The following is a 23,498-nucleotide window of genomic DNA, read 5'->3' as shown; positions in this document are numbered from 1 at the left end:
GACGGAGCGGACATGGAATCGATAGGCAATGCGTGGTTGTGGGGCGGTTTCGCCGGCGTGGTCATCGCCGCGCTGCTGGCCGACCTGGTGCTGATGCGCCACGGCGGGCCGCACAAGGTCGGCTTCAAGGAAGCGGCGTGGTGGTCCATCGGCTGGGTGGCGCTGGCGCTGGCCTTCAACGCCGGCCTGTGGACCTACCTGCGGCACAGCGCCGGCGACGCGGTGGCCAACCGCGTCGGCCTGGAGTTCCTCACCGGCTATCTGGTGGAGAAGTCGCTGGCGGTGGACAACATCTTCGTGTTCCTGCTGATCATGGGCTACTTCGCCGTGCCCGAGACGCTGCGCCAGCGCGTGCTGGTGATCGGCGTGCTCGGCGCGATCGCGCTGCGCGCGGTGATGATCTTCGCCGGCGCGGCGCTGCTGAACCAGTTCCACTGGCTGCTGTACGTGTTCGGCGCGTTCCTGGTGTTCACCGGGATCAAGATGTGGCGCTCGGCCGGCGAGGAGCCGGACCTGGAGGCCAACCCGATGCTGCGCTGGATGCGCCGCCACCTGCGCCTGACCCCGGCCTACCACGGCAACGCGCTGCGGGTGGAACGCGATGGTCGGCGCTGGTTCACGCCGATGTTCGCGGTGCTGGTGCTGATCGCGGTGACCGACGTGATCTTCGCGGTGGATTCGATCCCGGCGATCTTCGCCATCACCACGGACCCGTTCATCGTGCTCACCTCCAATGTGTTCGCGGTGCTGGGCCTGCGCGCGATGTTCTTCCTGCTGGCCGGGGTGGCCGACCGCTTCCACCTGCTGCCGTACGGGCTGGCGGTGATCCTCGGGTTCATCGGCACCAAGATGCTGGTGGCGGAGTGGGTCAAGATCCCGGTGCCGGTGTCGCTGGGCGCGGTGGTGGCGATCCTGGCGGCGACCATGGTCCTGAGCGTGCTGCGCCCGGCCGAGGGCGGCCACGGCAAGTAGCGCCCGGCTGATCGGTTCGCAGCCGGGGCGAGGAGGCAGATGCCCGGGATAGTGCCCGTCTCCCCCGCGCAGGCGGAGGTCCAGTGCCCGTGCCTTGAAAGGTGCAGCTACCGGGAGATTGCGCAGCGGGCTGTCCACCGTGCAAGTCGCTGGGTCCCCGCCTGCGCGGGGTCGACGGGCTCGATTCTCCCGGGCGTGAGCTGCGTCACCCCAATGCGCTTTCGCGGCAACGACGAATACAGCGTTTCCGGCGCTACGGTCCAAGTCCCGTGATCGCCAGGCGCTCCCGCAACCCCGCAGCCGCATGTCTCGCCAACACGGGGATGGGGACTTTCCCGGGCAGCCATACACCTGCACGGGACGATGGCATCGCGCACTCGCCCGAGACAGGAATGCGCAGGCCGCCTCGTACACACGATTGTCCCGCCGGCGATTGCGAATATCCCGCCATCTCGCCTTGCAAACCTGGCGATGGCCGCCATTCCCTGGCCATGGACATGCCCGACACGCCCCTCCCCGCCGATCCGCAGAGCGAGCGCCGCCGCGACCGCGCCCGGGTGCTGCGCGCCTTCAACTTCAGCCTGGCCTTCGTGCTGGTACTGGTGGCGGTGTTCGCCGCGCAGGGCCACTTCGACTGGCAGCGCTGGGCGGTGGCACCGCTGCAGGCCTCCGGCCTGCTCGGCCTGATCGGCGCGCCGCTGCTGCACGCCTCGCCCGCGCACCTGGCGGCCAACGCCACCGCATTGCTGATCCTGGGCACGCTGGCCGGGAGCGTGTATCCGCGCGCCACCGCGGCCTCGCTGCCGCTGCTGTGGCTCGGATCGGGCCTGGGTGCGTGGGCGCTGGGCGATCCCGGCAGCCATCACCTGGGGGCCAGCGGCGTGACCCACGGGCTGATGTTCCTGGTGTTCGTGCTGGGCCTGGTCCGCCGCGACCGCGCCGCGATCGCCGCCGGCATGATCGCCTTCCTGTTCTATGGCGGCATGCTGATGTCGGTGCTGCCGCACGAGGCCGGCATTTCCTGGCAGTCGCACCTGGGCGGCGCCGTGGCCGGGGTGAGTTCCGCCCTGCTCTTCCATCGCCTGGACCCGCCGTTGCCGCGCAAGCGCTACAGCTGGGAGGACGAAGACCGGGAGGAGGATGGCGACGAAGCCGCGACCGGCGACGCGCGCGACGGGCTGGAGCCGCCTGCGCCGTCCGAGGTACCGGTGCTGTGGCGCCGCGAACCGGGCGCCACGCCCGGCGTGGTGCTGAAGTTCCGTCCGCGCGGGCAGGACGAGGCGCCGTAGCGCGACCCAGCCGGGATCCCCGGACCTTCCCTTGAAGCACGCAGGCGGCGGATGCCTCGGCCCTGCGTGGTCGGACCCAAGCGGCATGGCGGCGTCTCCCGCCAGCCCATCGTGCGGCCAAGCGGCATGGCCCCGGATCCAGAGCGATCGCGCCACCGCAAGGCCGGCGGCAGCCGGCGTGCCGGCATGCCCCGGCCCGCGCTTCGTTCCCGGCGGCCCCATCGCCGATACGCGTTGCCCCGGGCACGCCATCCTGGGCCGTCGGTCATCGCGTGGTAGTCGCGGGTGCAAGCCGAATCGCGGCCGCACCCCAGCACGATACGGCCCGGCTAGCGTCCGTCCAGCGCCTGCCGGCCCAGCGCCGGGTCGTCGGTGAAGAACGCATCGATGCCGGCCTCCAGGTAGCGGCGCACCAGCGCGACCATGCCCGCGGCGCTGCGCGTGGCCGGGTCCGCACCGTCGCGGTAGCCCTCGGGCAGGAAGTAGTTCTCCGGCCGGAACGTATACGGATGCACTTCCAGCCCGGCCGCGTGCGCGTCGTGCACCAGCGCGCTCGGGGCCTGCAGGCGCTTGTCCGCATCCCACGGGATCACCGCATGGAAATCCGGGCCGATGGCGTCGGCGTAGGTGGCCACCTCCCGCAGCCCGGCCGCGCTCATCAGGTCGCGGTAGCGGCGCCCGCGCGGATCGCCGGGCACGGCCTCTTCGGCCGCCGACAGCAGCTGCAGCAGGCGCACCTGGCCGCCACGCGCGCCGATGCGGCCGCGCAGGTAGCGCAGGTTCTCGGCCTCGAAGGACTGGATCTCCACCGGCGCGCTGCGGGTGTAGGCATGGGCCTGCAGCACCGCCAGCACCGCGTCCTCCATCGGCAGGCCGATCGACTGGAAGTAGCTGGGGTGCTTGATCTCCGGGACGATGCCGATGGTGCGCCCGCGCGCGGCGGACTCGGCGGCGACGAAGTCGACGATCTCGTCCAGGGTGACCAGCTGGAACTGCCCGTCCCAGCGCGTGCCGCGCAGCTGCGGCAGGCGCTCGCGCGCGCGCAGCGTCTTCAGCTCGGCCAGGGTGAAGTCCTCGGTGAACCAGCCCTCGACCGGGCGGCCGTCGATCACCTTGGTGGTCCGGCGCGCGGCGAACTCCGGATGCGCGGCCACGTCGGTGGTACCGCCGATCTCGTTCTCGTGGCGGGCCACGAGCGCGCCGTCCTTGCTGGATACCAGGTCCGGCTCGACGTAGTCGGCCCCGTCCGCGATCGCCTTGGCGTAGGCGGCCAGGGTGTGCTCGGGCCGCAGCGCGCTGGCGCCGCGGTGCGCATAGACCTTCACCTGCGCGGCGATCGGCGCCTCGGCCATCGCCGTCCCCGCCGCCAGCATTGCCATCGCCAGTCCCAGTGCCCGTATCGTCAGCATGGCGCCATCCTACGTCGGGCCGGCATCAGAATTTCGCGTCCACGGTCAGGAACGCCTGGCGCGGGGCGCTGGCGTGGAAGGCCAGCGCGCGGCCGGCCGGATCGGTGTTGGTGTAGGCGCTCAGGTCGGCGGCATAGCGCTTGTCGGTGAGGTTGGTCACGTTCAAGGCCACGCGCAGGCCGTGCAGGAAGCCCACCTGGCCGAAGTCGTAGCCGGCACCGGCATCGAAGCTGGTCACGCCGCCGAAGCCCTGGTCGTTGGTGTAGGTGTAGTAGCGCTTGCCGACGTACTTGCCGCGCAGGCTGGCGTTCCAGCCGTTCCAGCGCCAGCTCAGTTCGCTGGCGAACATGGTCTCCGGGATGCCGACCACGCGCTTGCCGGCGATCGGCACGACCGCGCCGCCCTGCTGGTAGTCGTCCTCGTAGGTGCTCTTGTTCCAGGACGCGGAGTTGTACCACTCCAGCGTGCGCGCCGGCTTCCACACCACGGTCGCCTCGGCGCCGCGGCTCTTCACCGAGCCGACGTTGTAGTAGCGGGTGATGCAACCGGGCGTGCCGACCAGGATGCTGGCGCAGGGATTGAGCGAGAGCAGGCGATTGTCGAAGGTGGTGTGGTAGAGCGCCACCGAGGCCTGCAGCGGGCCTCCGGCGTAGCGCCAGCCACCCTCGAAGGTGGTCGATTCCTCCGGCCGGAGGTTGCCGCGGCTGTCGTCGAACGAGGCCTGGCTCACCGACAGCGGACCGGTGGTGAATGCGGACAGGTTCTGCGCATAGGACGCGAACAGCTCGTGGCCGCCGCCCAGCTGCCAGCCCACGCCGGCCTGCGGCAGCAGCGCCTTGCCGGCCTTGATGCGGCCGCTGGCGTAGGGGCTCTCCACGTCCTGCGCGGCGACCGCCTTGACCGAGTTGTGCGGGCTCTTGACCCCCAGGTCCACCGCCAGGCGGTCGTCCAACAGCCTGAAGCTGTCCTGCAGGTACAGCTGCCTGGTGACGATGGTGTAGTCCTGGCGGAACAGGCGCCGGTCCGGATCGCGCAGGTACTTGTCGTCGCTGACCGGGCCGTCGATCCAGTAGAAGTTGCGCTCGATGTCGTGGTCGTTGTGCTCGTACCAGGCGCCGGCTTCCAGCCGGTGCGCACCCAGCTGCCACGCCAGCGAAGCCAGCGCGCCGCTGCGGTCGATGTAGTAGTTGGTCGAGCGGATCGAGATCGGCAGTTCCTGCGGCGTGCCCGGGTTGGACTTCTGCCCCGGCGCCCACCAGTGGCCCTGGCCCTCGTTCTTGTGGTGGTAGACCTGCGCGCGGGCGCTGACCGTGTCGCTGAAGGCGAAGTCGCCGGCCAGGTAGTACAGGTCGTCCTTGCGCAGCGCGCGGCTCTGGTAATAGGCGTCGTCGATGTTGTCCACGCCGCCGCTGTAGCCGCACTTGGCGGCATCGTAGGTGGCGCTGGCGCAGTAGGCCGCGGCCAGCGCGCGCTCCCAGTCCGGGGCGTACAGGTTCCAGTCCCAGCCCAGGCCACGCGCCAGGCCGCTCTTGGACAGGTAGGCGTAGTCGGCCTGCGAGGTGCGCGAGGTGTCCACGAAGGCGGTCAGCTTGACCGCATCGTTCTGCCATACCGCCTTGCCGTTGAACTGGCGCGTCCAGGTCGGCGAGTGCGGGCGCGCCCACATGTCGGCGCGGGCATCGATGCCCGACAGGTAGGCGGAGAAGCCGTTGTGCTCGCCGGTGTCCACGCGCAGGTAGGTGCGGCGGTTGCTGTCGCTGCCGAAGGTCTGGCCGAAGCGGCCGCCGAACCCGGGCGCCGGATCGTCCGAGTAGTACTGCACCGTGCCGCCCAGGTTGCTGGTGGAGGCGGTGCCGACGTTGCCGATGCCCACCGCCAGCTCGGCGCCGCCGAAGTTCTCGGCGATCAGCGCGCGCGAGATGTTCAGGCCGTTGAAGGCGCCGTAGGCATTGTTGCCCAGCGGCAGGCCGTCCAGGGTGTAGCCGAGCTGGGTGGTGCCGTAGCCGCGCAACTGGATCGACTGCGATTCCTCGTTGGCGCCGAAGGCGTCGTTGGATTGCACGTTGACGCCGGGAATGCGGCCGAGCAGCTTCTGCGGGCTGGTGCCCGGCGGCAGCACCGCCTGGTCCTGCACGCCGATGCGCTGCACCTGGCGGGTCTGGCCCTGGCCGATCACCGAGACGGCATCGAGCTGTACCGGGTCCGCCGGCGCGTCCGCGGCATGGACGAGCGAAGGCGGGGCGAGGGCGGCGAGGATCGCGCAGGCGAGCAGTCTGTGGCGTTGCATGTCGTCGGGTGTCTTCGTTGCGAAACGAACCCGGAGCCTGCGTCAGCCAGCTTGCAGCACGGGGACAGGTCCGTGACAGCGGGAAGACACTGGCGGCCGGCGGCGTGCACCGACGGAGGCCGCGACGGCGCCGTCACCCGCCCATGCGCCTGCCGGCGGGTACCCTTGCCACAACCTTCACTGCCGCGCCGCCATGTCCTCGTCCACGCCTCCCTCCCCGCGCGATCCGGTCTGCGGCATGGCCGTGGCCGCCGATTCGCCGCGCCACCGCCACTACGCGGGCCGCGACTACCGGTTCTGTTCCGATCACTGCCTGGCCCGCTTCGACGCCGACCCCGCCCGCTACGCCGCCACCGGTGACCAGGCTGCATCGGCCGCCATGCCTGCCATGGCGATGCCCCCTCCGGACGCGCGTCCCGCCGCACCGGGCACCGCCGGGCACGGCAAGGTCGTCTACACCTGCCCGATGCACCCCCAGGTCCGCCAGGACCACCCGGGCACCTGCCCGATCTGCGGCATGACCCTGGTCCCGGCGGACCCGGCACCCGCCGACGGACAGCACGCCCACGAACACCCTGCCGCCATGCCCGCCATGGCGATGCCCCATCCGCACACATCATCTGCCGCTGCCGCGCCGCGCACGACCGGGCACGGCAAGGTCGTCTACACCTGCCCGATGCACCCCCAGGTCCGCCAGGACCACCCGGGCACCTGCCCGATCTGCGGCATGACCCTGGTCCCGGCGGACCCGGCACCGGCCGACGGACAGCACACCCACGAACACCCTGCCGCCATGCCCGCCATGGCGATGCCCCACCCGCACACGTCATCTGCTGCTGCGCCGCACACGGCCGGGCACGGCAAGGTCATCTACACCTGTCCCATGCATCCGCAGATCCGCCAGGACCATCCGGGCTTCTGCCCGATCTGCGGCATGGCGCTGGAGCCGGAGCTGCCCAGCGCCGATGCGGAGAACCCGGAGCTGCGCGATACCGTCCGGCGCTTCTGGTGGACCCTGCCGCTGTCGCTGGCGGTGATGGTGCTGGCCATGGCCGGGCACCGCCTGCACCTGGTCGGCATGGGCACCGAGAGCTGGATCGAGCTGGTGCTGGCGTTGCCGGTGGTGGCCTGGGGCGGCGGGCCGTTCTTCGTGCGCGGCGTGCAGTCCCTGGCCCACCGCAGCCCGAACATGTGGACGCTGATCGCGCTGGGCACCGGCGCGGCGTTCGTCTACAGCGTGGTCGCGACCCTGGCGCCCGGCGTGTTCCCGGCCTCGTTCCACTCGATGGGCCGGGTCAATGTCTATTTCGAAGCCGCCACCACCATCATCAGCCTGACCCTGCTCGGCCAGGTGCTGGAGCTGAAGGCGCGCGCGCAGACGTCGGCCGCGATCCGCGCCCTGCTCGGGCTGGCCCCGCGCACCGCGCGACGGATCGCCGCCGACGGCAGCGAGGCGGACGTACCGCTGGAACAGGTGGCCGTCGGCGACCGCCTGCGCGTGCGTCCCGGCGAGAAGGTGCCGGTGGACGGCACCGTGCTGGAAGGCGACAGCGCGGTGGACGAATCCATGCTCACCGGCGAGCCGCTGCCGGTGCACAAGCGTGCCGGCGATGCGCTGATCGGCGCCACGCTCAACACTTCGGGCGCGCTGGTGATGCGCGCCGGGAAGGTCGGCGCGGACACGGTGCTGGCGCAGATCGTGCAGCTGGTGGCGCAGGCGCAGCGTTCGCGCGCGCCGATGCAACGCCTGGCCGACGGCGTGGCGTACTGGTTCGTGCTGGCGGTGGTTGCGGTGGCAGTGCTGACCCTGCTGGGCTGGGGCCTGTTCGGCCCGCAGCCGCGCTGGACCTACGGCCTGGTCAATGCCGTCTCGGTGCTGATCATCGCCTGCCCCTGCGCGCTCGGCCTGGCCACGCCGATGTCGGTGATGGTCGCCACCGGGCGCGGCGCCACCGCCGGCGTGCTGTTCCGCGATGCCTCGGCGATCGAGAACCTGCGCCGCGTGGACACGCTGGTGGTGGACAAGACCGGCACCCTGACCGAGGGCCGGCCGGCGTTCCGCCAGGCCCTGGCCGCCCCCGATTTCGACGAGGACACCGTGCTGCGCCTGGCCGCCGGCCTGGACCAGGCCAGCGAACACCCGCTGGCCCGCGCGCTGGTCGACGAGGCCCGCCGCCGCGGCCTGGCGCTGGCGGCGGCCGGCGATTTCCGCTCGGATTCGGGCATCGGCGTGACCGGCACGGTCGAGGGCCACGCCCTGGCCCTGGGCAACACCGTATCGATGCAGCAGGCCGGCGTGGACGTGGCGCCGCTGCAGGCCCGCGCCGATGCGCTGCGCGAGGGCGGAGCCAGCGTGATGTGGCTGGCGGTGGACGGACGCCTGGCCGGGCTGCTGGCGGTGGCCGACCCGGTCAAGGCCAGCACCCCGCAGGCCATCGCTGCGCTGCACGACGACGGCGTGCGCATCGTCATGGCCACCGGCGACGGCCTGGCCACGGCGCGGGCGGTCGCCGCCACGCTCGGCATCGACGAGGTCCATGGCGAGGTCAAGCCGGCCGACAAGCTCGCCCTGGTGGAGAAGCTGCAGGGCGAGGGCCGCACCGTGGCGATGGCCGGCGACGGCATCAACGACGCCCCGGCCCTGGCCCGCGCCGACGTCGGCATCGCCATGGGCACCGGCACCGACGTGGCCATGGGCAGCGCCCAGGTCACGCTGGTGAAAGGCGACCTGCGCGGCATCGCCACGGCCCGCGCGCTGTCGCGCGCCACCGTGCGCAACATGAAGCAGAACCTCGGTTTCGCCCTGGTCTACAACAGCCTGGGCATCCCGCTGGCGGCCGGCCTGCTGTACCCGCTCACCGGCCACTTCCTCTCGCCGATGTTCGCCGCGCTGGCGATGAGCCTGAGTTCGGTGTCGGTGGTCGGCAACGCACTGCGGCTGCGGCGCACGCGGCTAGTCTAGCGGGCGGGAGCGCAGCGTCCACAGGTACGGCATGGATTACGGGAGACGTGTCCGGCGCTTCCAGTTCCTTCAGGGTTCCGGGATCAGGAGGCCGGGGAACCCTTCTCCCCGGAAAGCCGGGCTTCCGTCCGCTGCGCGCTCGGCTTCGCCCTTAGCGCGCGCCAGCGGAAGCGCACCGAGGAAAGGCGCTTTTCCCTGCGATGATCGAGGGCGCTTCGCCGGAAGCGAAGTCGGGATTTCCGAGCTACCCCTCGGAGCCCGGGCGAGGCCGACGCCGACGCGTGCATTGCCGCCCACCTGCGCGGCGACCCTCCCGGCCTACTTGCTGGCGCCAACCCGGGCCAGAACAGCCCGATCCTAGCCGGCTGGCCCGCCCACGGATGGCAACCTCGGCGTCTGGACAGGTGCTCGTCACGGGCAGTTGGCGCAACGACACAGCGAAACGAAGCGCCCTTCGCTTGCGAGGCTGGAGCGCCTACGAGCGCTTGCGAGCCATGGGCTGGCACTCGGTGCAGCGCCCACCCGCCATGCCGGTAGGCCGATTCGCTGTGGGCGAATCGTTCGCGTTCTGATCGGAGGCCACTGCCGGAGACCAGGTTCGGGGCAGCGTTTCCGCTCGCGCCGGTGCGCTAGAGGATGCGACCGGCCTCGCCTTCTTCGCCGGCCTGCAGCCACGCCGGCACCGGCAGGCCGCGCGCCGCCAGGAAACCGGCATCGAACAGCTTGGCGCGGTAACGCGTGCCGGCATCGGCCAGCACCGTCACGATGGTGTGGCCCGGACCCAGTTCGCGCGCCAGCCGGATCGCCCCGGCCAGGTTCACCCCGCTCGAACCGCCCACGCTCAGGCCCTCGTGCTCGACCAGCTCGTGGATCAGCGGCACCGACTCCTCGTCGCCGATCGACCAGGCGCGGTCGATCGGCGCGCCGGCGAAGTTGGCCGTCACCCGGCTCGAACCGATGCCTTCGCTGATCGAGCCGCCCTCGGCCTTCAGCACCCCGGTGTTGACGTAGCTGGCCAGTGCCGAGCCGGCCGGGTCGGACAGCGCGATCACAGCGCCCGGCCTGCGCGCCTTGAGCGCCCGCCCGACCCCGCCCAGGGTGCCGCCGGTGCCGGTGGCGCAGACGAAGCCGTCCACCGCGCCGCCGCTCTGCTCCCAGATCTCCACCCCGGTAGTGCGCTCGTGCCAGTCGCCGTTGGCGGTGTTGTCGAACTGGTCGGCGAACCAGGCGCTGCCCGGTGCCTGCGCGTTCATCGCCTCGGCCAGGCGCCGGGCGACGTGCGCGTAGTGGCCCGAATCGGCATAGGGCACCGCAGGCACCAGCCGCAGCTGCGCCCCGGTCGCGCGCACGGCGTCGATCTTCTCCCGGCTCTGCGTTTCGGGCATGGCGATGATGGCGCGGTAGCCGCGGCTGGCGCCGACCAGCGCCAGGCCGATGCCGGTGTTGCCGGCGGTGCCCTCCACGATCGTCGCGCCCGGGCGCAGCAGGCCGCGCGCCTCGGCGTCCAGGATCAGGCCCAGCGCAGTGCGGTCCTTGATCGAGCCGCCGGGGTTGAGGAACTCGGCCTTGCCCAGGATCTCGCAGCCGGTGCGCACGGAGGCGCGGCGCAGGCGGACCAGCGGGGTGCGGCCGATCAGGCCGGAGACATCGGGGGAAGCATTCATCGGATCGTGCGGTCAGGCCGTGGCTCGGTGGGGAAAGAAACGAACGTGTTCGCGGGGGAAGGACGGCACCGGCAGGTATTGCGAAAAACGATGTCGCGGTGCACTGCGCTGGCCGGTCACGGGCATGACGTAGCTGTCCCGCCTGGTCGATGCCGGCCGCATGCGTCCCGGCACCCACGGCATTCCTGCAGCGGACCGAAGCCGGTCGCGACGAACGCCGCGGTCGATGGGCCCGTCCCGCATCGCACTTCCGCCCTCGGCTTCGGCAATGGGCAGCGCACCTCAATCGCTGCCGACGGCCTTGGGCGTATCGGCACGCGCGCCCCACTCGGTCCACGAACCGTCGTACAGCGCGCCCTCGGGCAGGCCGGCCACGGCCAGGCCCAGCAGCAGGATCGCCGCGGTCAGGCCGCTGCCGCAGCTGGCCACCACCGGCCGGCGGCCGTCCACGCCGGCGGCGGCGAAGCGCGCGCGTACCGCCTCCACCGGCAGGAAGCGCCCGTCGGCCTGCAGCAGCTCGCCGAACGGCAGGTTGGCGCTGCCGGGGATATGACCCGAAGCCAGGCCCGGCCGCGGTTCCGGCGCCTGGCCGCTGAAGCGGCCGGCCGCGCGCGCATCGAGCACGAGCTCGGCGCCGCTGGCGAGATTCGCCCGCACATCGCCCAGCCCGCGCAGCAGCAGCGCATGGAAATCCACCTCGAACGTCGCGACCGGTTCATAGGCCTGCTCGCCCGCCTCCACCACCTGACCGGCATCGATCCAGGCCGGCAGCCCGCCATCGAGCACCGCCACCGCGTCGTGGCCGAATAGGCGCAGCAGCCACCACGCCCGCGCCGCCGAGAACAACCCCTTCTGGTCGTAGACCACGATGCGCGCATCGTTGCGCAGGCCCAGCTCCGCGGCCAGCCGCGCGAAGCGGCCCTGCGTCGGCGCCATGTGCGGCAGCGTGGTGTCCGGATCGGAGAACCGCTCGATATCGAAGAAGCGCGCGCCCGGCACGTGCGCCTGCCGGTACAGCGCCGCCCCGTCCTTGCCCTCGGCCGGCAGGTAGTCGCTGGCATCGAGCACGATCAGGTCCGGATCGTGCAAATGGGCGGCCAGCCAGGCCGTGTCGACGAGAGGTCCGAAATCGCTCATGGGGTCCTACGGGGTGCGATGAAGATGACGGATCAGCGTGGCACTTCCGCCGCGACAAGAAAAGCACGCCGAACCAGGCAGCAAGGAAACGCTGATAACCGGCTGGCATACGCACATGCCAGATCATGCAGGCACACACCCCAGATCCGCAGGCGGATGACCTTCGACAGCCAGCAAACGAATAGCCGTCGTAAAGATGGCAATTACTAGCATGGAAGGCCCCGGTAGCAAGCAATCGCAGTGCGGCCCAGCAACTTCGTCTCAACGCCGAGTCGATCTACAAGTCCGCAGCAGACCAATCGCGAACACGGGTGCATGAAGTCACGGTGCTCCATCCAACACCTCGAGGCTTCATTCGTCCTTTCCGGCGTCCGGGTCATCGGCTGCCAGTGTTCTTACCACCTTGTCGAAATCGCTTTCAAACAAGCGGTCCTGCACGATTCGATACCTCTCGAATTCGCTGGCGAATTCAACTTTGATTCGCAACACAATTGCTGAATTCCTTGACGAAGACGTCGAGGGGCGTCTTGAATCCTATTGTCTTGCGTGGTCGCGTGTTGAGCCGTTGCTCGACCCAGCGCAATTGTTCACCTGATTAGCACGATCTTTCAGCGCAGTCGCAAGTGGTGAGAGCGTTACGCAGCATGTTGGGGTCATCGCTCTCGGGAGATCAGAAGATGGCCATGAACCGTGTGCAGTTCCAGCCGGGCCTGTCGTTGCCGGCGTTCCTCAAGCGCTATGGCAGCGAGCGCCAGTGCGAGCAGGCGCTGGAGGCCTCGCGCTGGCCGCATGGCTTCGTCTGTCCTCGTTGCGCCGGTACGGCGCACAGCCGGTTCCAGCGTCACGGTGCCACGTACTGGCAGTGCACGGCCTGCCACCGCCAGACCAGCCTGCGCTCGGGTACGGTGATGGACAACAGCAAGCTGCCGCTGCGGACCTGGCTGCTGGGCATGTACCTGCTGGGCCAGAGCAAGACCAACCTGTCGGCGCTGGAGCTGATGCGGCACCTGGGCGTGAGCTACCCGGCGGCGTGGCGGATGAAGCACAAGCTGATGCAGGCGATGGCCGAGCGCGAGGCGGGCCGCAAGCTGGGCGGGATCGTGCAACTGGACGATGCCTACCTGGGTGGGGAACGCAACGGCGGCAAGGCCGGCCGTGGCTCGGAGAACAAGCGCCCTTTCGTGATCGCCGTGGAGACCACTGACGACGGTCGCCCACGGCACGCAGCGATCGACCTGGTGCCGGGTTTCACCAAGGCGGCCCTGTCGGACTGGATCGGGCAGCGCTTGCATCCGGGATCGGATGTCTACAGCGACGGACTGGGCGCGTTTCGGGCGCTGGAAGCCGAGCATGCGCACACCGTCATCGAAGGCCATGGCCGCGGCCGCTGTAAGGAAGAGAACGCCCGTTGGGTCAATGTCGTGCTGTCCAACCTCAAGCGCTCGCTGGACGGGGCGTATCACGCCTTCAAGTTCGCCAAGTACGCCCAGCGCTACCTGGCCGAGACGATGTGGCGGTTCAACCGTCGCTTCGACCTGACTCGGCTGGTGCCGAGTCTTTTGGCCACGGCGGCTACTGCAAAGCCTTGGCCGGAGAGAACGTTGCGCGATGTGCCGCTGTTCTCGACTGAAAGTGCGTGCTAATCAGGAAAGCATAAGCCTCGGCGGGTGTCTTCATGCCCAGCGCCTGGTGCGGGCGCCGGTGGTTGTAGAACTGGATCCAGTCGCCGATCACGCGGCTGGCGTGTTGCTGGCTTTCGAAGCGGTGCCGGTGCGCGCACTGCTCCTTCAACGTACGGATCACCCGCTCCACCATCCCGTTCTGCTGTGGGCAGTGCGGGGTGATGAATTCCTGCAGCAGCCCGTAGCTGCGCACCAGCCGGGTGTAGTTGCGGCTGGTGAACACCAGGCCATTGTCCGAGCGCAGCAGGAAGGGGCTCTGCACCCGTCCCAACGTTCCGAACCGGGCGATCAGCGCCTGCTCCAGCGCCGCGGCGGCGGTGCTGGCCTTGCCGCTGCGCGAGAGCTGCCAGCCGAGTAGCTGCCGGGTGTAGCAGTCGATCACCAGGGCCAGGGTCAGCCAGCCATCACGGCCACCCCAGATCCGACACAGGTCGGTCGCCCAGCGCTCGTCCGGGGCCTGCGCGACCGATGGCAACGCCTGGATCCGCGGGCGGGCGCCCACCGCCCGCTTACGAACCTGCCAGCCCATCAGCTGGAAGATCCGCTGCACCGTGTTCTTGTTCATATCCAGGAGGCCCGCCACCGTCCGGTAGCCGAACGACGGCTCGGCCTCGATCAAGGCCTTGATCGGCTCGGCGAGCTCCGGACGGACCTGCGGCGCTGCCTTGGTCGGCTTGTAATAGAGCGTTCGCCGCGCCACGCCGAACCATCTGCACAGCTTCACCATCGAGACCTCGAAGCCGTCTTCCCGCAGTCCCTGCTGGATCGTGACCATCAGGTCTCGTCCTTGCCCAACAGGGACTGCAATTTTTTTCGTGCGCGAAGCTCCAGCATGGCCTCGCCGTAGGCTTCCTGCAGGTCCTTGAGCTGCCGCTCGTACTGCTCCCGGACATCTTCGGGCTTGGCCCGAAGGGCGTTCTCCATGCCGCGCTTGCCCTCGTCGACCCAGCTCTCGATCTCCGACGGCGTCAGGTCGAACTGCCGGCTCGCCGCAGCCACCGTCGTCTTGCCCTGGATGATTTCCAGCACCAGCGCCGACTTCCGTCGGGCCGTCCAACGCTTGATCTCTTCGTCCATCACTTGGCTCATCGTGCTCTCCCTCAAAAGGTAGCACCTGAGCAGGAAATCACTGGGTCATTACAGCTATGCGGACCATGGCGACCATATCGTCATCAAGGGATCATGGGCCAAGGGCGGGCGTGATCGGACGGTGCCAATCTCGACGCCGGAACAGCGTGCGGTACTGGATGAGGCCCACCGGCTGGCCGGGTCTGGCTCGCTGATTCCGACGCACAAGACTTACATCCAGCAGCGGCATGTCTACGACGGGCAGTGCAAGGCGGCAGGGCTGAGCAATATGCACGGGCTGCGGCATCGGTATGCGCAGGTGCGGTATGAGGTTTTGACGGGATGGGAGGCGCCGGCGGCGGTTGGCCTTAGTACGGTGCAATTGGATTCGTTCCAACGTCTGCTGGATCAGCAAACCCGACAACAGATCAGCCGAGAGCTGGGACATGAACGTGCGGCAGTAACAGCGATCTACCTGGGAACGTGAGATTCCAATCAGGCCACCTATTGCAACACCAGCTGTTCCCAGCAATTTGACGGATCAATCTTGTGAGTCACCCCTGGCGAGCACAAACAGATGCCGTTTGGCGCGTGTTGCCGCAACGTGTAGCAGACAACGTTCGGAAACCTCCGTGTCGTCTGTGACACCGACATCTTCGTCATGGCTGAACTGCTCGGCATACTGCCTGGCGCCGCGATAGCCAGCCAGGATGACGATGTCAAATTCCAGTCCCTTGACGCGATGCATGGTGGCCAGTCGAATACCCGGTTCCGCAGGATCATCCGTCGTGCCGTGGTCCAGCCTGAGACAAGCTATACCGCGTTGCCGCAAGGCCAGTGCCAATGCATCCAGATCTTCATTGGTACGGGCCGTGACGCAGATGCGCCTAGCCTCGATATCATCGGCTTTACCATGTTCAACGACGGACAGGATGTGCTCCACGTCCTGTTGCAAGGAGGCGGATGGAAAGACTTCCGGCAAGTCGCCGTGGGTCAATGAGCGATAGCCGCGCAAGCTGTCGATGCTTCCATCCAGGTCGTCGATCTCGATACCTTCCAACTGCGCGCAGGCCCAACGTCGAATCTCATCGGTCGTTCGGTAATTGACCTTGAGGGTACGGCTGCGACCTCTTACCTCGATCCCCACCTGTCCAAGCGTCACCTTGTGGCGATAGATGCGCTGATGGGCATCGCCGACGATGAACAAATCATTCTCGGCCTTGGGCACGGCCGCGCGAATCAGGGTGTAGGCAGCGGCGCTGATGTCCTGCGCCTCATCCACCACCATGGCGCGAATGCTCAGTTGCGGCTTTTCCTGCAGTATCAGTTGGCAGGCTTCCCTGAAGGCTTCTTCCGGCTCGCGAAGGTTGGCCGCGTGCAATTGCGCCCGATATTCGGCAAACACCGGCCACAACGCCTTGCGCTGCAAACGGCCCAATTGCCCGCCACGTCCGATGCGACGGGCGCGCATGTAATCCTCCGCAGTTTCGCAACCTTGGGGCAGGATCACGCGCTCGTACTCCGCCCTCAGGAAAGCGGCGCTGTAGGCAGCGCCTGTGGGCAGCGCGGACAAGGCGGCTTGCCAGAAGCCACGCCGCTGTTTCTCGTCATAGAGCAGCGCGTAGGGATAGCCGAAGCGGCGCAGCAGGCCTGACGCCCATTGATCCAGGTTGACCACCTGAATCTTGGCCAATTCTTGCGGTGAGCACAGCAGAGACAGGTTGTGACGGATGTCTTCGGCTAGCGTGCGAGTAAACGTGGTGAAGATGATTGGGCGCCCCGGAAGGTCTGCGTATTGCCTGGCCAACCACCTTGCCCTATGCATGGCCACCACCGTCTTGCCGGTGCCAGCGCCGCCGGTGACCTTGACGGGGCCACTCTTGTTGCCTTCCACCAGTTTGCGTTGGCTCGGGTGCAGGAACACACGCCAGCGCTCCAGAGGAGCGGCCAGCAGAGCGTCCAGATCACTGTCATCAGTGAGCACAACAAAGTGACGACGTGTGCTGTCGCGCGTCAACGCCGCGCCAAAATCTTGGAGGTCAACCGTTTCGGCGGGTGCCCGCTCGGCCAGGATCTTGTCCAGCGGCTCGCCGGCGGCAAACAGATACAGGGCCTCGAAGGCTTCATCCGGCAACTGCGCTTCGAGGGCCTCCAGGTCGGCTTCCGATACAGCCGCTCGCACGGCTGCCAGCCGTTCCTCCGGCACACCCAGCTTACGGATCTCCCGGTCACGCAAATCCGCAAACAAGCCCGCGCTCGGGGAGGCTTCGGTTTGGGCTACCTCATTATTGGTCAGAGATTGCGTTTCCTGTACCGCATAGACTTGCAGGCTGCCCACGTCCGGGTGAATCGCGACGCGGTGGCGCTTGGCCCACTGATAGGCATCGTCGTGACGATCCACCCATAACAGGCAATACACATCGCCTGTTTCCGGCTTGAGGATGATGCCGCGCAGGTTGTCGTTGATGCGCACCGAGCGCATGTTGGCATCGGCGGCATCATTGATGCGCTCGTAGTTGATACCGCTGGCCAGCGGGTTCTGGCGGAACTTGGCGACGAAGGTCAGCACCGCCTGTTGGTTCTGGCGCGGAATCCTGGCGAACGATTTCAGAAAGTCGTCCGACATGGCGATCTTGGGCGAAAGTGCCATTTCAATGTTCCTTCAAGCTATCCAGAAGCGCCTGGGCGGGCGCGTCGTCGGTTGCGATATGGATCGTCCAGCCTTCTGCCTCGAAGCGGGACGCATCGGTCTGGTAATCGGCCAGCAGTACGGCGATCTTCAGGCTGACCCAGGCCAGCTCTGCCTCTGCCAGTACCCGGCCGCGTTCGTCCGTCAATTCGAAGCCGATTTCCGGCAGCGGTGCTCCTGCATGCGCCAATGCAAGCAACCATGCCTGCACATCCGGGCTGGCCAGCTCCAGTGCCGTTTGCCAATGACTGTCGAACGTCTGTTCTGCTTGGCGCAGTGCAGGACTGGCTTGGAAACCAGGCAGGCCAGTCATCTCGTCATGGCCTGCCCAAAGATGACGCAAGGGTAACAGCAGGTTCAGGCATTGCCAGAGATGGCGCCAGCGCCGTTGCAGATCGGCCTCCGGTACATCGCCCGGTTGCCACTGCACCAGCACGACAGGCTCTGCGGATACAGCAGCCTGGCCGGTCATCCACTGTTGCAACTGTTCCGGCGACAGGCCTGCCAGCCATTGCGCGACAGCACTCAAGGAGCGATGACCCCAGCGGTGTAGGTGGGTGTCGGGCAATAAGCCATAGTCGTCGAGCCGACAGAGGAAGGTACCTTGCTTGAAGCCTTGCAAGGCGGCGTCATCGCCAGGTGGCACTGACATGGCCGCACCCAGTACGCCGGCGAGGCGGCGCAAGGCATCGTGCCGCCCCTCCGCCAGCCGCCGATGCAGTTGGAGGAAAGGTGACAAACGGTGGAAGGCGGCCAACGAGGCGATCCCCTGGGCTTCGCATAGACGTGTGACCACCTGATCGGCAGGCCCGAGCAGCAACTCGTCCCAGGCCGTGGAATCCGGGGCCGCTTCGGCACGCAAGGCCGCGTCAACGTCGTCCCAGGTCAGCGTCCACGCAGCGAACCGCCCACTCTTGGCTACCGCCATGCGCTTGGCCAAGTCTTCGGCCACGATGTGCTTGTGGTACTGCCAGCCATCCGTGAATACCGCGACCGGCACATCGTCCACGCCGTCGTCGGGCCAGAAAACGAAATCTGGTTTGCATGGCACGACGACACCTTCGCGCTCACCGAGTGCCACCTGCAATTCCAGACGCCAGCGGCGACTGCCTGCCTGGATCAGGTACCCATGCTTACCGCCGACGAGCTTGTCCTTGAGCGTGAACGCGACGCCAGCATGCTCACGCCGCAGTGCTTCGAGAAATCGTTTTTCCAGCGTACTTTCCAGCAGGCTATTGTCCGGTTGCTGTGAAAGGTTGCTGACACGCTTCAGCGCTGCACGATGCTCCAGGATCTGTGCCAACAGCTTCTGTGCCACCGTGCGCGAGATGGCTTGGCGCTCATGGCTGTTGCGATAGCGGTACATGCACCGATAGCAGCCATCGGCGGTGTCGTCCTGGTTGCAGCTGCAGGTGTTCAATGCGGTTGCCGCCTGACTGAATACTTCGAACAGCGGGGCTGGGTCGCGCATCAGTTCCTTCAAATATCCGGTACCGCCGGGCACGCTGTCGTAGATCACCAGATAGGTCCGCGCCGACTCCGAGTCTGCCGCCATCCGTACGTCGGTAGCGATGCGCAGGTGCGCCACCGCACCCTTGAAGCGTTTACTCAGCCCCAGTTCCAGCGCGGAGATGAAGCTCAGCAAGGCTTCCTTGGATTCGGCAAATCCGACCTCGGGCAGGAACAGCCGGATACCTTCGCTGGCGAACTCCCGGTACAGGAAGATGCATTGCTGGGTGCTGGCCTCGGGTGTTTTGCGGCGTGAGCACCAGGGGGCATGGTTGCGATAAAGCTCTTCTGCTTTGCGCCGACGCTGTAGCGTGCCGCACTCAGGGCAAATGGCGAAACCTGGCCGGTTGAGTTCTTCGCCCGCGATGGTCATCGGCGTGGCATCCACCGTCTGCTCGCCGAAGTTCACCTCGCGGAATGTCACCCGGTCGAGGAATTCGAATCCGAACGGGAAACTTGGGTTGTCGATGGCGAATGCCTGGCGCACCGCTTCCGGAGGGCTGTCCACCAGCGCCTGGCGCACGTAGAAACCACGTGTGCGCTCGTCGGAATCGTCGGCGATCCGGCTTTCGCGGTCCAACGTGCGTGCGAACACCGTGGTCAGGCGCAGCATTTCATGGACCCGCCCGGTATCGCGCCACTGGCCGTCGCCGCAGCGCGGGCATTGGTGGTGCCGGTCGCCCGCCGACAAGGGCTCGGCGTAGGAGCACTGGCGGCACAGGCGCCAGGCTTCCGGTTTGACGCGTGAAACATCCACCTGGTTGATGACCACCCGGCGGCCTTCGGCATAGAAGGTGTTGTTGGGCGCCAGCTCGGTGATGGCGGTTGCGCCGGGGCGCTCGTATTCGAAGGTCAATGGCTCGGCAGGCGGTCCTTCCCGGCGGGTGTCGCGCACGATGATCGAGCGCAGCAGCACGCCTTGTTCGGGGAAGGCATAGTTGGGCAGCAGGCCTTCGTCGGTGAAGACGTTCAGGGTGGCCTTGCCCTCGATCCCACCGATCAGGCGCGCCAACGCCGCACGTTCCTGGCGCAGGGTTTTCAGCTCTTCCTCCTGTTCCTCGCCGCGCACCGGAAGCTGTTCCAGCTTCTCCGCTTCCTTGGCGGTCTTCTCGCGCAGACGCTTGATCTGCGCCACGTCACGGGCGATGCCCTGCAGCTTGCTGATGATCTTGAAGGTCAGGGAGCTTTCCTCGTCCTGCCGACCATTGACGAAACGCGCCAGCCACTGTCGGGTGGCTTCGGTCAGTATCTGCCCGCCGCCTTGCTGGAACAGCGCCAGGAAGCGATCCAGCAAGCTAGCCCGGTTTGCCTCCACATACTCCAGCCAGGGGAAGGGAAAGCGCGTCGTCGCACCGTTGTCCACCGCGCTGAGCACCATGCGGATCTCCTGCGGAATCGACGCGCTGCGACCCCGCTCGCGCACCCAGCAATCCAGCGTGAACGCCGTCAACTGGCGCTCCAGCACCGCCGAGGCGTTGAGGAACACACCTGGTGCCGGCACGCTGCCGGCGATCATTTCCCTGGGGTCGGCCCAGAAATACAGGTCGTGCGGTTTGCTGGCCGCCATGGTCAGCAACAAGGCATTGCCGGTGCTGCGTCCCGCGCGTCCCGAACGCTGGATGTAGTTGGCCTGCTGTGGCGGCACGGAACACTGCAGCACCGCCGACAGATCGCCGATGTCGATCCCCATCTCCAGCGTCGGCGTGGCCGAGAGGACATTGATGCTGCCAGGCGCCTGGCTATCGGACTTGAAACTGTGCTCCACCCGCTCACGCGTACCGCGTGGCAGCAGGCCGGTGTGTTCGTGGGCGACCACGCGCTGGATGTCCGCACGCAGATACAGGCTGCGGTAATAGTCGGCATCCCCTTCCGCCAGCGCTTCCAGATGCCCTCGGCAGCCAGGGTGCCGGCAAGGCTGCCCGGCGAGCGACACTTCAGCCCCGGTGCGCCACTCGCTGCGGCAGGTGTCGCAGCGCCAGGCGCGGCTGCCCAGGGACACCAGAAAAGCGCCAGGCTCCAGCCCCCACACGCGAATCTCCGGCTTGCCGTCTGCCTGTTCGGCGCCAAGCAAACCCACCTCGGCCAGCGCCTCGAATGCCAGCTGATACAGCGCCGGCAGCAAACTGTCAGCGCCCAGAGCCAACGCATGCAGCGGTTTCAGTGTCTTGAAGGCCCAGGCGCGATACCACTTCGCGTGGCTACCCAACACACCGACGCAGCGCTGGTAATCGACAAGGCTTACGAAGCGTGGCGGACGCGGGCCGGACAGCATTTGGAACTGCACCGGATTGCGCTTGTAGACCCACGGCCGATTGCCGACCTGTGCATAGAAATGCAGTCCAGCGTCGCGCCAGGCCCCCAGCCGCTGCAGGGATTGCACGATGCCCTGCAGGAATACCGCCAGGGCCTCCGCCGGCACACCAGCCAGCGGCTCCAGCGTGGCCTGCAGGCGTGGCAGCATCCACTGCACGGCCGATGTCAGTGCCTGTGGTGGCGGTTCCACGCTGGCGGTCCCGGTCACGGTCAGGCTGCGGCCGATATGGGCGTCCTGGCCGAACTCGGCATTCAGCACCCACGGCAGGATGCGACGCAAATCCTGCGGCAACTCGCTATTGGTTGGCAGCGACCCTTCGCTCATCAGCGTTTCAAAATCCCGCAGCCAATGCAGTTGCGGCGGCAGGAAATTGGCCAGGTAATGGCCCTGTCCCATTGCAGGCAGCCAATGGTCTTCGAAGGCCTGAGGTAACTGCGCCAGCGTCAGCGGTTCCCCGGTCTGCTGCGCCGCGGCGATGACCTGGGCCACCGCTGGGCGCAAGTTCAAGCGCCAGGTCCGGGCCGCCAGGAACCCCGCACGGTGCGCCGCGTCCTGCACCGAATCGGAAAACGCGATCAGCTTCTTGTCCGGGTTGAAACGTGAACCGAACAGTTGCGCCAGCATCACCGCCGCCAGGCTGGCCGCTTGTGAACCGACGATCGACAGCGTCTTGTGCCCGCCGCAGTACGGGCAGTCGTGATGGGAACGGGTATAGCGGGCACCGTTGCGCGTGCCTTCGCGCAGGTTGGCGGTCACATCGACGTCCACCAACGCGACCGGGTCCTCGGCGCAGTCGCAGTGCGTCTGCCCCAGCGCATGCAGGGTACCGCAGCGCGGGCAGACCTTCCTGTGCTCGAACACCTTCGGGTCCGCGCTTTCGCCATGGGGAAACAGAAAGCGGGTGCTGACATCCTCGGCGAAGAAGGCGCTGTAGAACTGCTGGATATCCTGATTGAACTGGTTCGGGCTGGTCCTGGGCAAGGTCGCGCCCCAGCCGGTGGCGTGGCAGTCCCGGCAGTGGATCACCGGCAACCAGACCTGTGTCTGCTCGGCCTTGCCCAGATCGTCGTGATGGGTCAGTCGAGGCGGGTTGTCCAGCGAAGCCACCATGCGCCGCAGTTCGCGTAGCCAGAGCTCCACCTTGACTTGCAGGAAGAAGGCCGTGTCCTGTTCGCCGCGCACCGCGTCGAGCGACACACCGCGAGGCTGGCGCGCATGCGCCACCAGCGCCAGCAGGCTGCCCAGCCACAGCAGTGGATAGCGCGCGTCGGCATGAGGTGGCAGGCGGCGCGCCAGTACCGCCAGCAGATCGTCCAGCGCCACGGCGCGTGGCCCCAGGCGCTCCATGTCGCGCAACAGGTTCTGGAAGGCGAAATGGCTTTTCAGCATCCCGCCCAAGCGACAGCGCCAGCCCGCATCGTTCACTTGCTCGGCGCTGCATGAGGTGCCGAACCACAGTGGCACCTGGACCGCCAGCCAGGACGGCAAGCCGTCATGGCCTGCCGGATCCAGCACCGACGCGGCGTCCGGCGGCGGAGACTGGGTGAACTCCACCACGGCATCCGCCAGATAGTCCGCCACCGGCTCGCGGTCCTCGGCGATCACGGCCTGGTCATCCAGCGTCTCGCCGAAGATCTGCCCGGCAAACGCCAGCAAATCCTGTTCGCCATCGCTGCCCAGCGTGGCCGAGGTGCCCACGCACACCAGTTGCCCCGGCGGCGTCCCCAGCCGCCCCTTGAGGCGGCGGATCAGGCAGGCCAGATCCGTGCCCTGGGCACCGTCGAAGGTATGCAGCTCATCGACCACCAGATAGCGCAGCGTATCCGGCTGCTGCCGCGCCCACAGTGGCACATCGGCGGCCCGGATCAGCAGGAAATCCAGCATCTTGTAGTTGGTCAGCAGGATGTCCGGCGGGTTTTCGCGCAGGGCGTTGCGGTCGGTGATGATCGAGAAGCCGCCATCGGCCAGTTGCTGCACGCGGGAGGATACCTCGGCCGGGGCCTCGCCCACGTACAGGCCTGCGCGAATACCGGCCAAGGCGGGTGTGCGCAGGATCTCCTTGGCCAGGCGGCTGGCCTGATCCGAAGCCAGCGCGTTCATCGGGTACAGGATGATGGCCTTGATGCCCGGCCGGCCCAGTTCCCGTTGTTCGCGGCAATGCTCCAGGATGGGATAGAGGAAGCACTCGGTCTTGCCCGAGCCGGTGCCGGTGGCCACCAGGGTCGATCGGGCCTGCTCGCCGGCCAGGCGGTCGAACGCCCGGCCCTGGTGAGCATGGGGGACGAAGCCCGGCGGCAGCCAGGCGAACGCGGGTTGGCCTCTATCGGGCTGCTTGCGGAACGGCAGCGGCAAGGTCAGGTACGGCCCCTTGAACACCCGGTCGCGGTCGGCCAGGAAACGCTGGATCAGGCCATCGAAGCCCGGCGTGGTGGCCGGGAAGGCCGCACGCAGGAAGTCGGCGACGCCCTGGGTGATCTGCTGGGAGACGATCAGGGGTTGCATACGGCGTCCGCTTT

General features: G+C 67.6%; 13 protein-coding genes and 2 pseudogenes. 6 read left to right on the top strand and 9 right to left on the bottom strand.

What is annotated here, in order from left to right; translation table 11 throughout:
- The first annotated feature begins 12 nt into the window (after positions 1-12).
- Positions 13-972, top strand: coding sequence for a TerC family protein (locus BN3794_RS15520; RefSeq protein ID WP_066098748.1), 960 nt, complete (start codon positions 13-15; stop codon positions 970-972).
- A 491-nt stretch (positions 973-1,463) separates the two neighbouring features.
- Entirely contained in the window at positions 1,464-2,261 is a 798-nt protein-coding gene (locus BN3794_RS15515) for a rhomboid family intramembrane serine protease (protein WP_066098746.1), read from the top strand.
- Positions 2,262-2,590: 329 nt separating this feature from the next.
- On the opposite strand, the gene BN3794_RS15510 is transcribed toward BN3794_RS15515, so the two are convergent.
- Together BN3794_RS15510 and BN3794_RS15505 are read right to left on the bottom strand one after the other, a co-directional pair.
- Entirely contained in the window at positions 2,591-3,613 is a 1,023-nt protein-coding gene (locus tag BN3794_RS15510; protein WP_425476734.1) for a glycerophosphodiester phosphodiesterase, read from the bottom strand.
- Positions 3,614-3,695: 82 nt separating this feature from the next.
- On the bottom strand, positions 3,696-5,957 hold the full coding sequence (locus BN3794_RS15505; RefSeq protein WP_066098742.1) for a TonB-dependent receptor: 2,262 nt from the start codon (positions 5,955-5,957) through the stop codon (positions 3,696-3,698).
- 193 nt (positions 5,958-6,150) lie between these two features.
- Between BN3794_RS15505 and BN3794_RS17100 the strand changes: the two are divergent.
- Together BN3794_RS17100 and BN3794_RS15500 are read left to right on the top strand one after the other, a co-directional pair.
- Positions 6,151-6,480 (top strand): annotated as a pseudogene (locus tag BN3794_RS17100) (YHS domain-containing protein); the annotation flags it as partial.
- Between the two features lie 60 nt (positions 6,481-6,540).
- Entirely contained in the window at positions 6,541-8,919 is a 2,379-nt protein-coding gene (locus tag BN3794_RS15500; RefSeq protein WP_425476733.1) for a copper-transporting P-type ATPase, read from the top strand.
- A gap of 629 nt (positions 8,920-9,548) precedes the next feature.
- Here the strand turns inward: BN3794_RS15500 and BN3794_RS15495 are convergent.
- The 3 genes and pseudogenes from BN3794_RS15495 to BN3794_RS16115 all read right to left on the bottom strand — a co-directional run.
- Positions 9,549-10,583 (bottom strand): cysteine synthase A, encoded by a 1,035-nt coding sequence (locus tag BN3794_RS15495; protein WP_066098740.1) that lies wholly within the window; start codon positions 10,581-10,583, stop codon positions 9,549-9,551.
- Between the two features lie 282 nt (positions 10,584-10,865).
- Positions 10,866-11,720, bottom strand: coding sequence for a 3-mercaptopyruvate sulfurtransferase (gene sseA, locus BN3794_RS15490; protein ID WP_066098738.1), 855 nt, complete (start codon positions 11,718-11,720; stop codon positions 10,866-10,868).
- Positions 11,721-12,189: 469 nt separating this feature from the next.
- A pseudogene (locus tag BN3794_RS16115) lies at positions 12,190-12,303 on the bottom strand (IS30 family transposase); the annotation flags it as partial.
- Positions 12,304-12,397: 94 nt separating this feature from the next.
- Between BN3794_RS16115 and BN3794_RS15485 the strand changes: the two are divergent.
- Positions 12,398-13,363, top strand: coding sequence for an IS1595 family transposase (locus BN3794_RS15485; protein WP_147675608.1), 966 nt, complete (start codon positions 12,398-12,400; stop codon positions 13,361-13,363).
- Here the strand turns inward: BN3794_RS15485 and BN3794_RS15480 are convergent.
- Positions 13,293-14,177, bottom strand: coding sequence for an IS3 family transposase (locus BN3794_RS15480; protein WP_236493278.1), 885 nt, complete (start codon positions 14,175-14,177; stop codon positions 13,293-13,295). The two genes, BN3794_RS15485 and BN3794_RS15480, sit on opposite strands and share 71 nt — an antisense overlap.
- Positions 14,177-14,491, bottom strand: coding sequence for a DUF1153 domain-containing protein (locus BN3794_RS15475; RefSeq protein ID WP_066097095.1), 315 nt, complete (start codon positions 14,489-14,491; stop codon positions 14,177-14,179). The genes BN3794_RS15480 and BN3794_RS15475 overlap by 1 nt, the downstream gene beginning before the upstream one ends.
- A 25-nt stretch (positions 14,492-14,516) precedes the next feature.
- Here BN3794_RS15475 and BN3794_RS16110 point away from each other — a divergent pair, with 25 nt between their 5' ends.
- On the top strand, positions 14,517-14,957 hold the full coding sequence (locus BN3794_RS16110) for an integrase domain-containing protein (protein ID WP_328585361.1): 441 nt from the start codon (positions 14,517-14,519) through the stop codon (positions 14,955-14,957).
- Between the two features lie 54 nt (positions 14,958-15,011).
- On the opposite strand, the gene BN3794_RS15470 is transcribed toward BN3794_RS16110, so the two are convergent.
- Positions 15,012-17,120 (bottom strand): UvrD-helicase domain-containing protein, encoded by a 2,109-nt coding sequence (locus BN3794_RS15470; RefSeq protein ID WP_066098736.1) that lies wholly within the window; start codon positions 17,118-17,120, stop codon positions 15,012-15,014.
- Between the two features lies 1 nt (position 17,121).
- On the bottom strand, positions 17,122-23,484 hold the full coding sequence (locus BN3794_RS15465) for a DEAD/DEAH box helicase (protein ID WP_066098734.1): 6,363 nt from the start codon (positions 23,482-23,484) through the stop codon (positions 17,122-17,124).
- Positions 23,485-23,498: the final 14 nt, after the last annotated feature.

This window comes from Xanthomonas massiliensis (assembly GCF_900018785.1).
In the GTDB taxonomy this organism is placed as follows: Bacteria; Pseudomonadota; Gammaproteobacteria; order Xanthomonadales; family Xanthomonadaceae; genus Xanthomonas_B; species Xanthomonas_B massiliensis.
This window is presented reverse-complemented; position numbering and strand designations above follow the sequence as displayed.

What these genes read in the sequence shown, in the direction of transcription:
- BN3794_RS15520 (WP_066098748.1), top strand. Translation starts at nt 13, where the DNA reads ATGGAATCGATAGGCAATGCGTGGTTGTGGGGCGGTTTCGCCGGCGTG.
- BN3794_RS15515 (WP_066098746.1), top strand. Translation starts at nt 1,464, where the DNA reads ATGGACATGCCCGACACGCCCCTCCCCGCCGATCCGCAGAGCGAGCGC.
- BN3794_RS15510 (WP_425476734.1), bottom strand. Translation starts at nt 3,613, where the DNA reads ATGGCCGAGGCGCCGATCGCCGCGCAGGTGAAGGTCTATGCGCACCGC.
- BN3794_RS15505 (WP_066098742.1), bottom strand. Translation starts at nt 5,957, where the DNA reads ATGCAACGCCACAGACTGCTCGCCTGCGCGATCCTCGCCGCCCTCGCC.
- BN3794_RS15500 (WP_425476733.1), top strand. Translation starts at nt 6,541, where the DNA reads ATGCCCGCCATGGCGATGCCCCATCCGCACACATCATCTGCCGCTGCC.
- BN3794_RS15495 (WP_066098740.1), bottom strand. Translation starts at nt 10,583, where the DNA reads ATGAATGCTTCCCCCGATGTCTCCGGCCTGATCGGCCGCACCCCGCTG.
- sseA (WP_066098738.1), bottom strand. Translation starts at nt 11,720, where the DNA reads ATGAGCGATTTCGGACCTCTCGTCGACACGGCCTGGCTGGCCGCCCAT.
- BN3794_RS15485 (WP_147675608.1), top strand. Translation starts at nt 12,398, where the DNA reads ATGGCCATGAACCGTGTGCAGTTCCAGCCGGGCCTGTCGTTGCCGGCG.
- BN3794_RS15480 (WP_236493278.1), bottom strand. Translation starts at nt 14,177, where the DNA reads ATGGTCACGATCCAGCAGGGACTGCGGGAAGACGGCTTCGAGGTCTCG.
- BN3794_RS15475 (WP_066097095.1), bottom strand. Translation starts at nt 14,491, where the DNA reads ATGAGCCAAGTGATGGACGAAGAGATCAAGCGTTGGACGGCCCGACGG.
- BN3794_RS15470 (WP_066098736.1), bottom strand. Translation starts at nt 17,120, where the DNA reads ATGGCACTTTCGCCCAAGATCGCCATGTCGGACGACTTTCTGAAATCG.
- BN3794_RS15465 (WP_066098734.1), bottom strand. Translation starts at nt 23,484, where the DNA reads ATGCAACCCCTGATCGTCTCCCAGCAGATCACCCAGGGCGTCGCCGAC.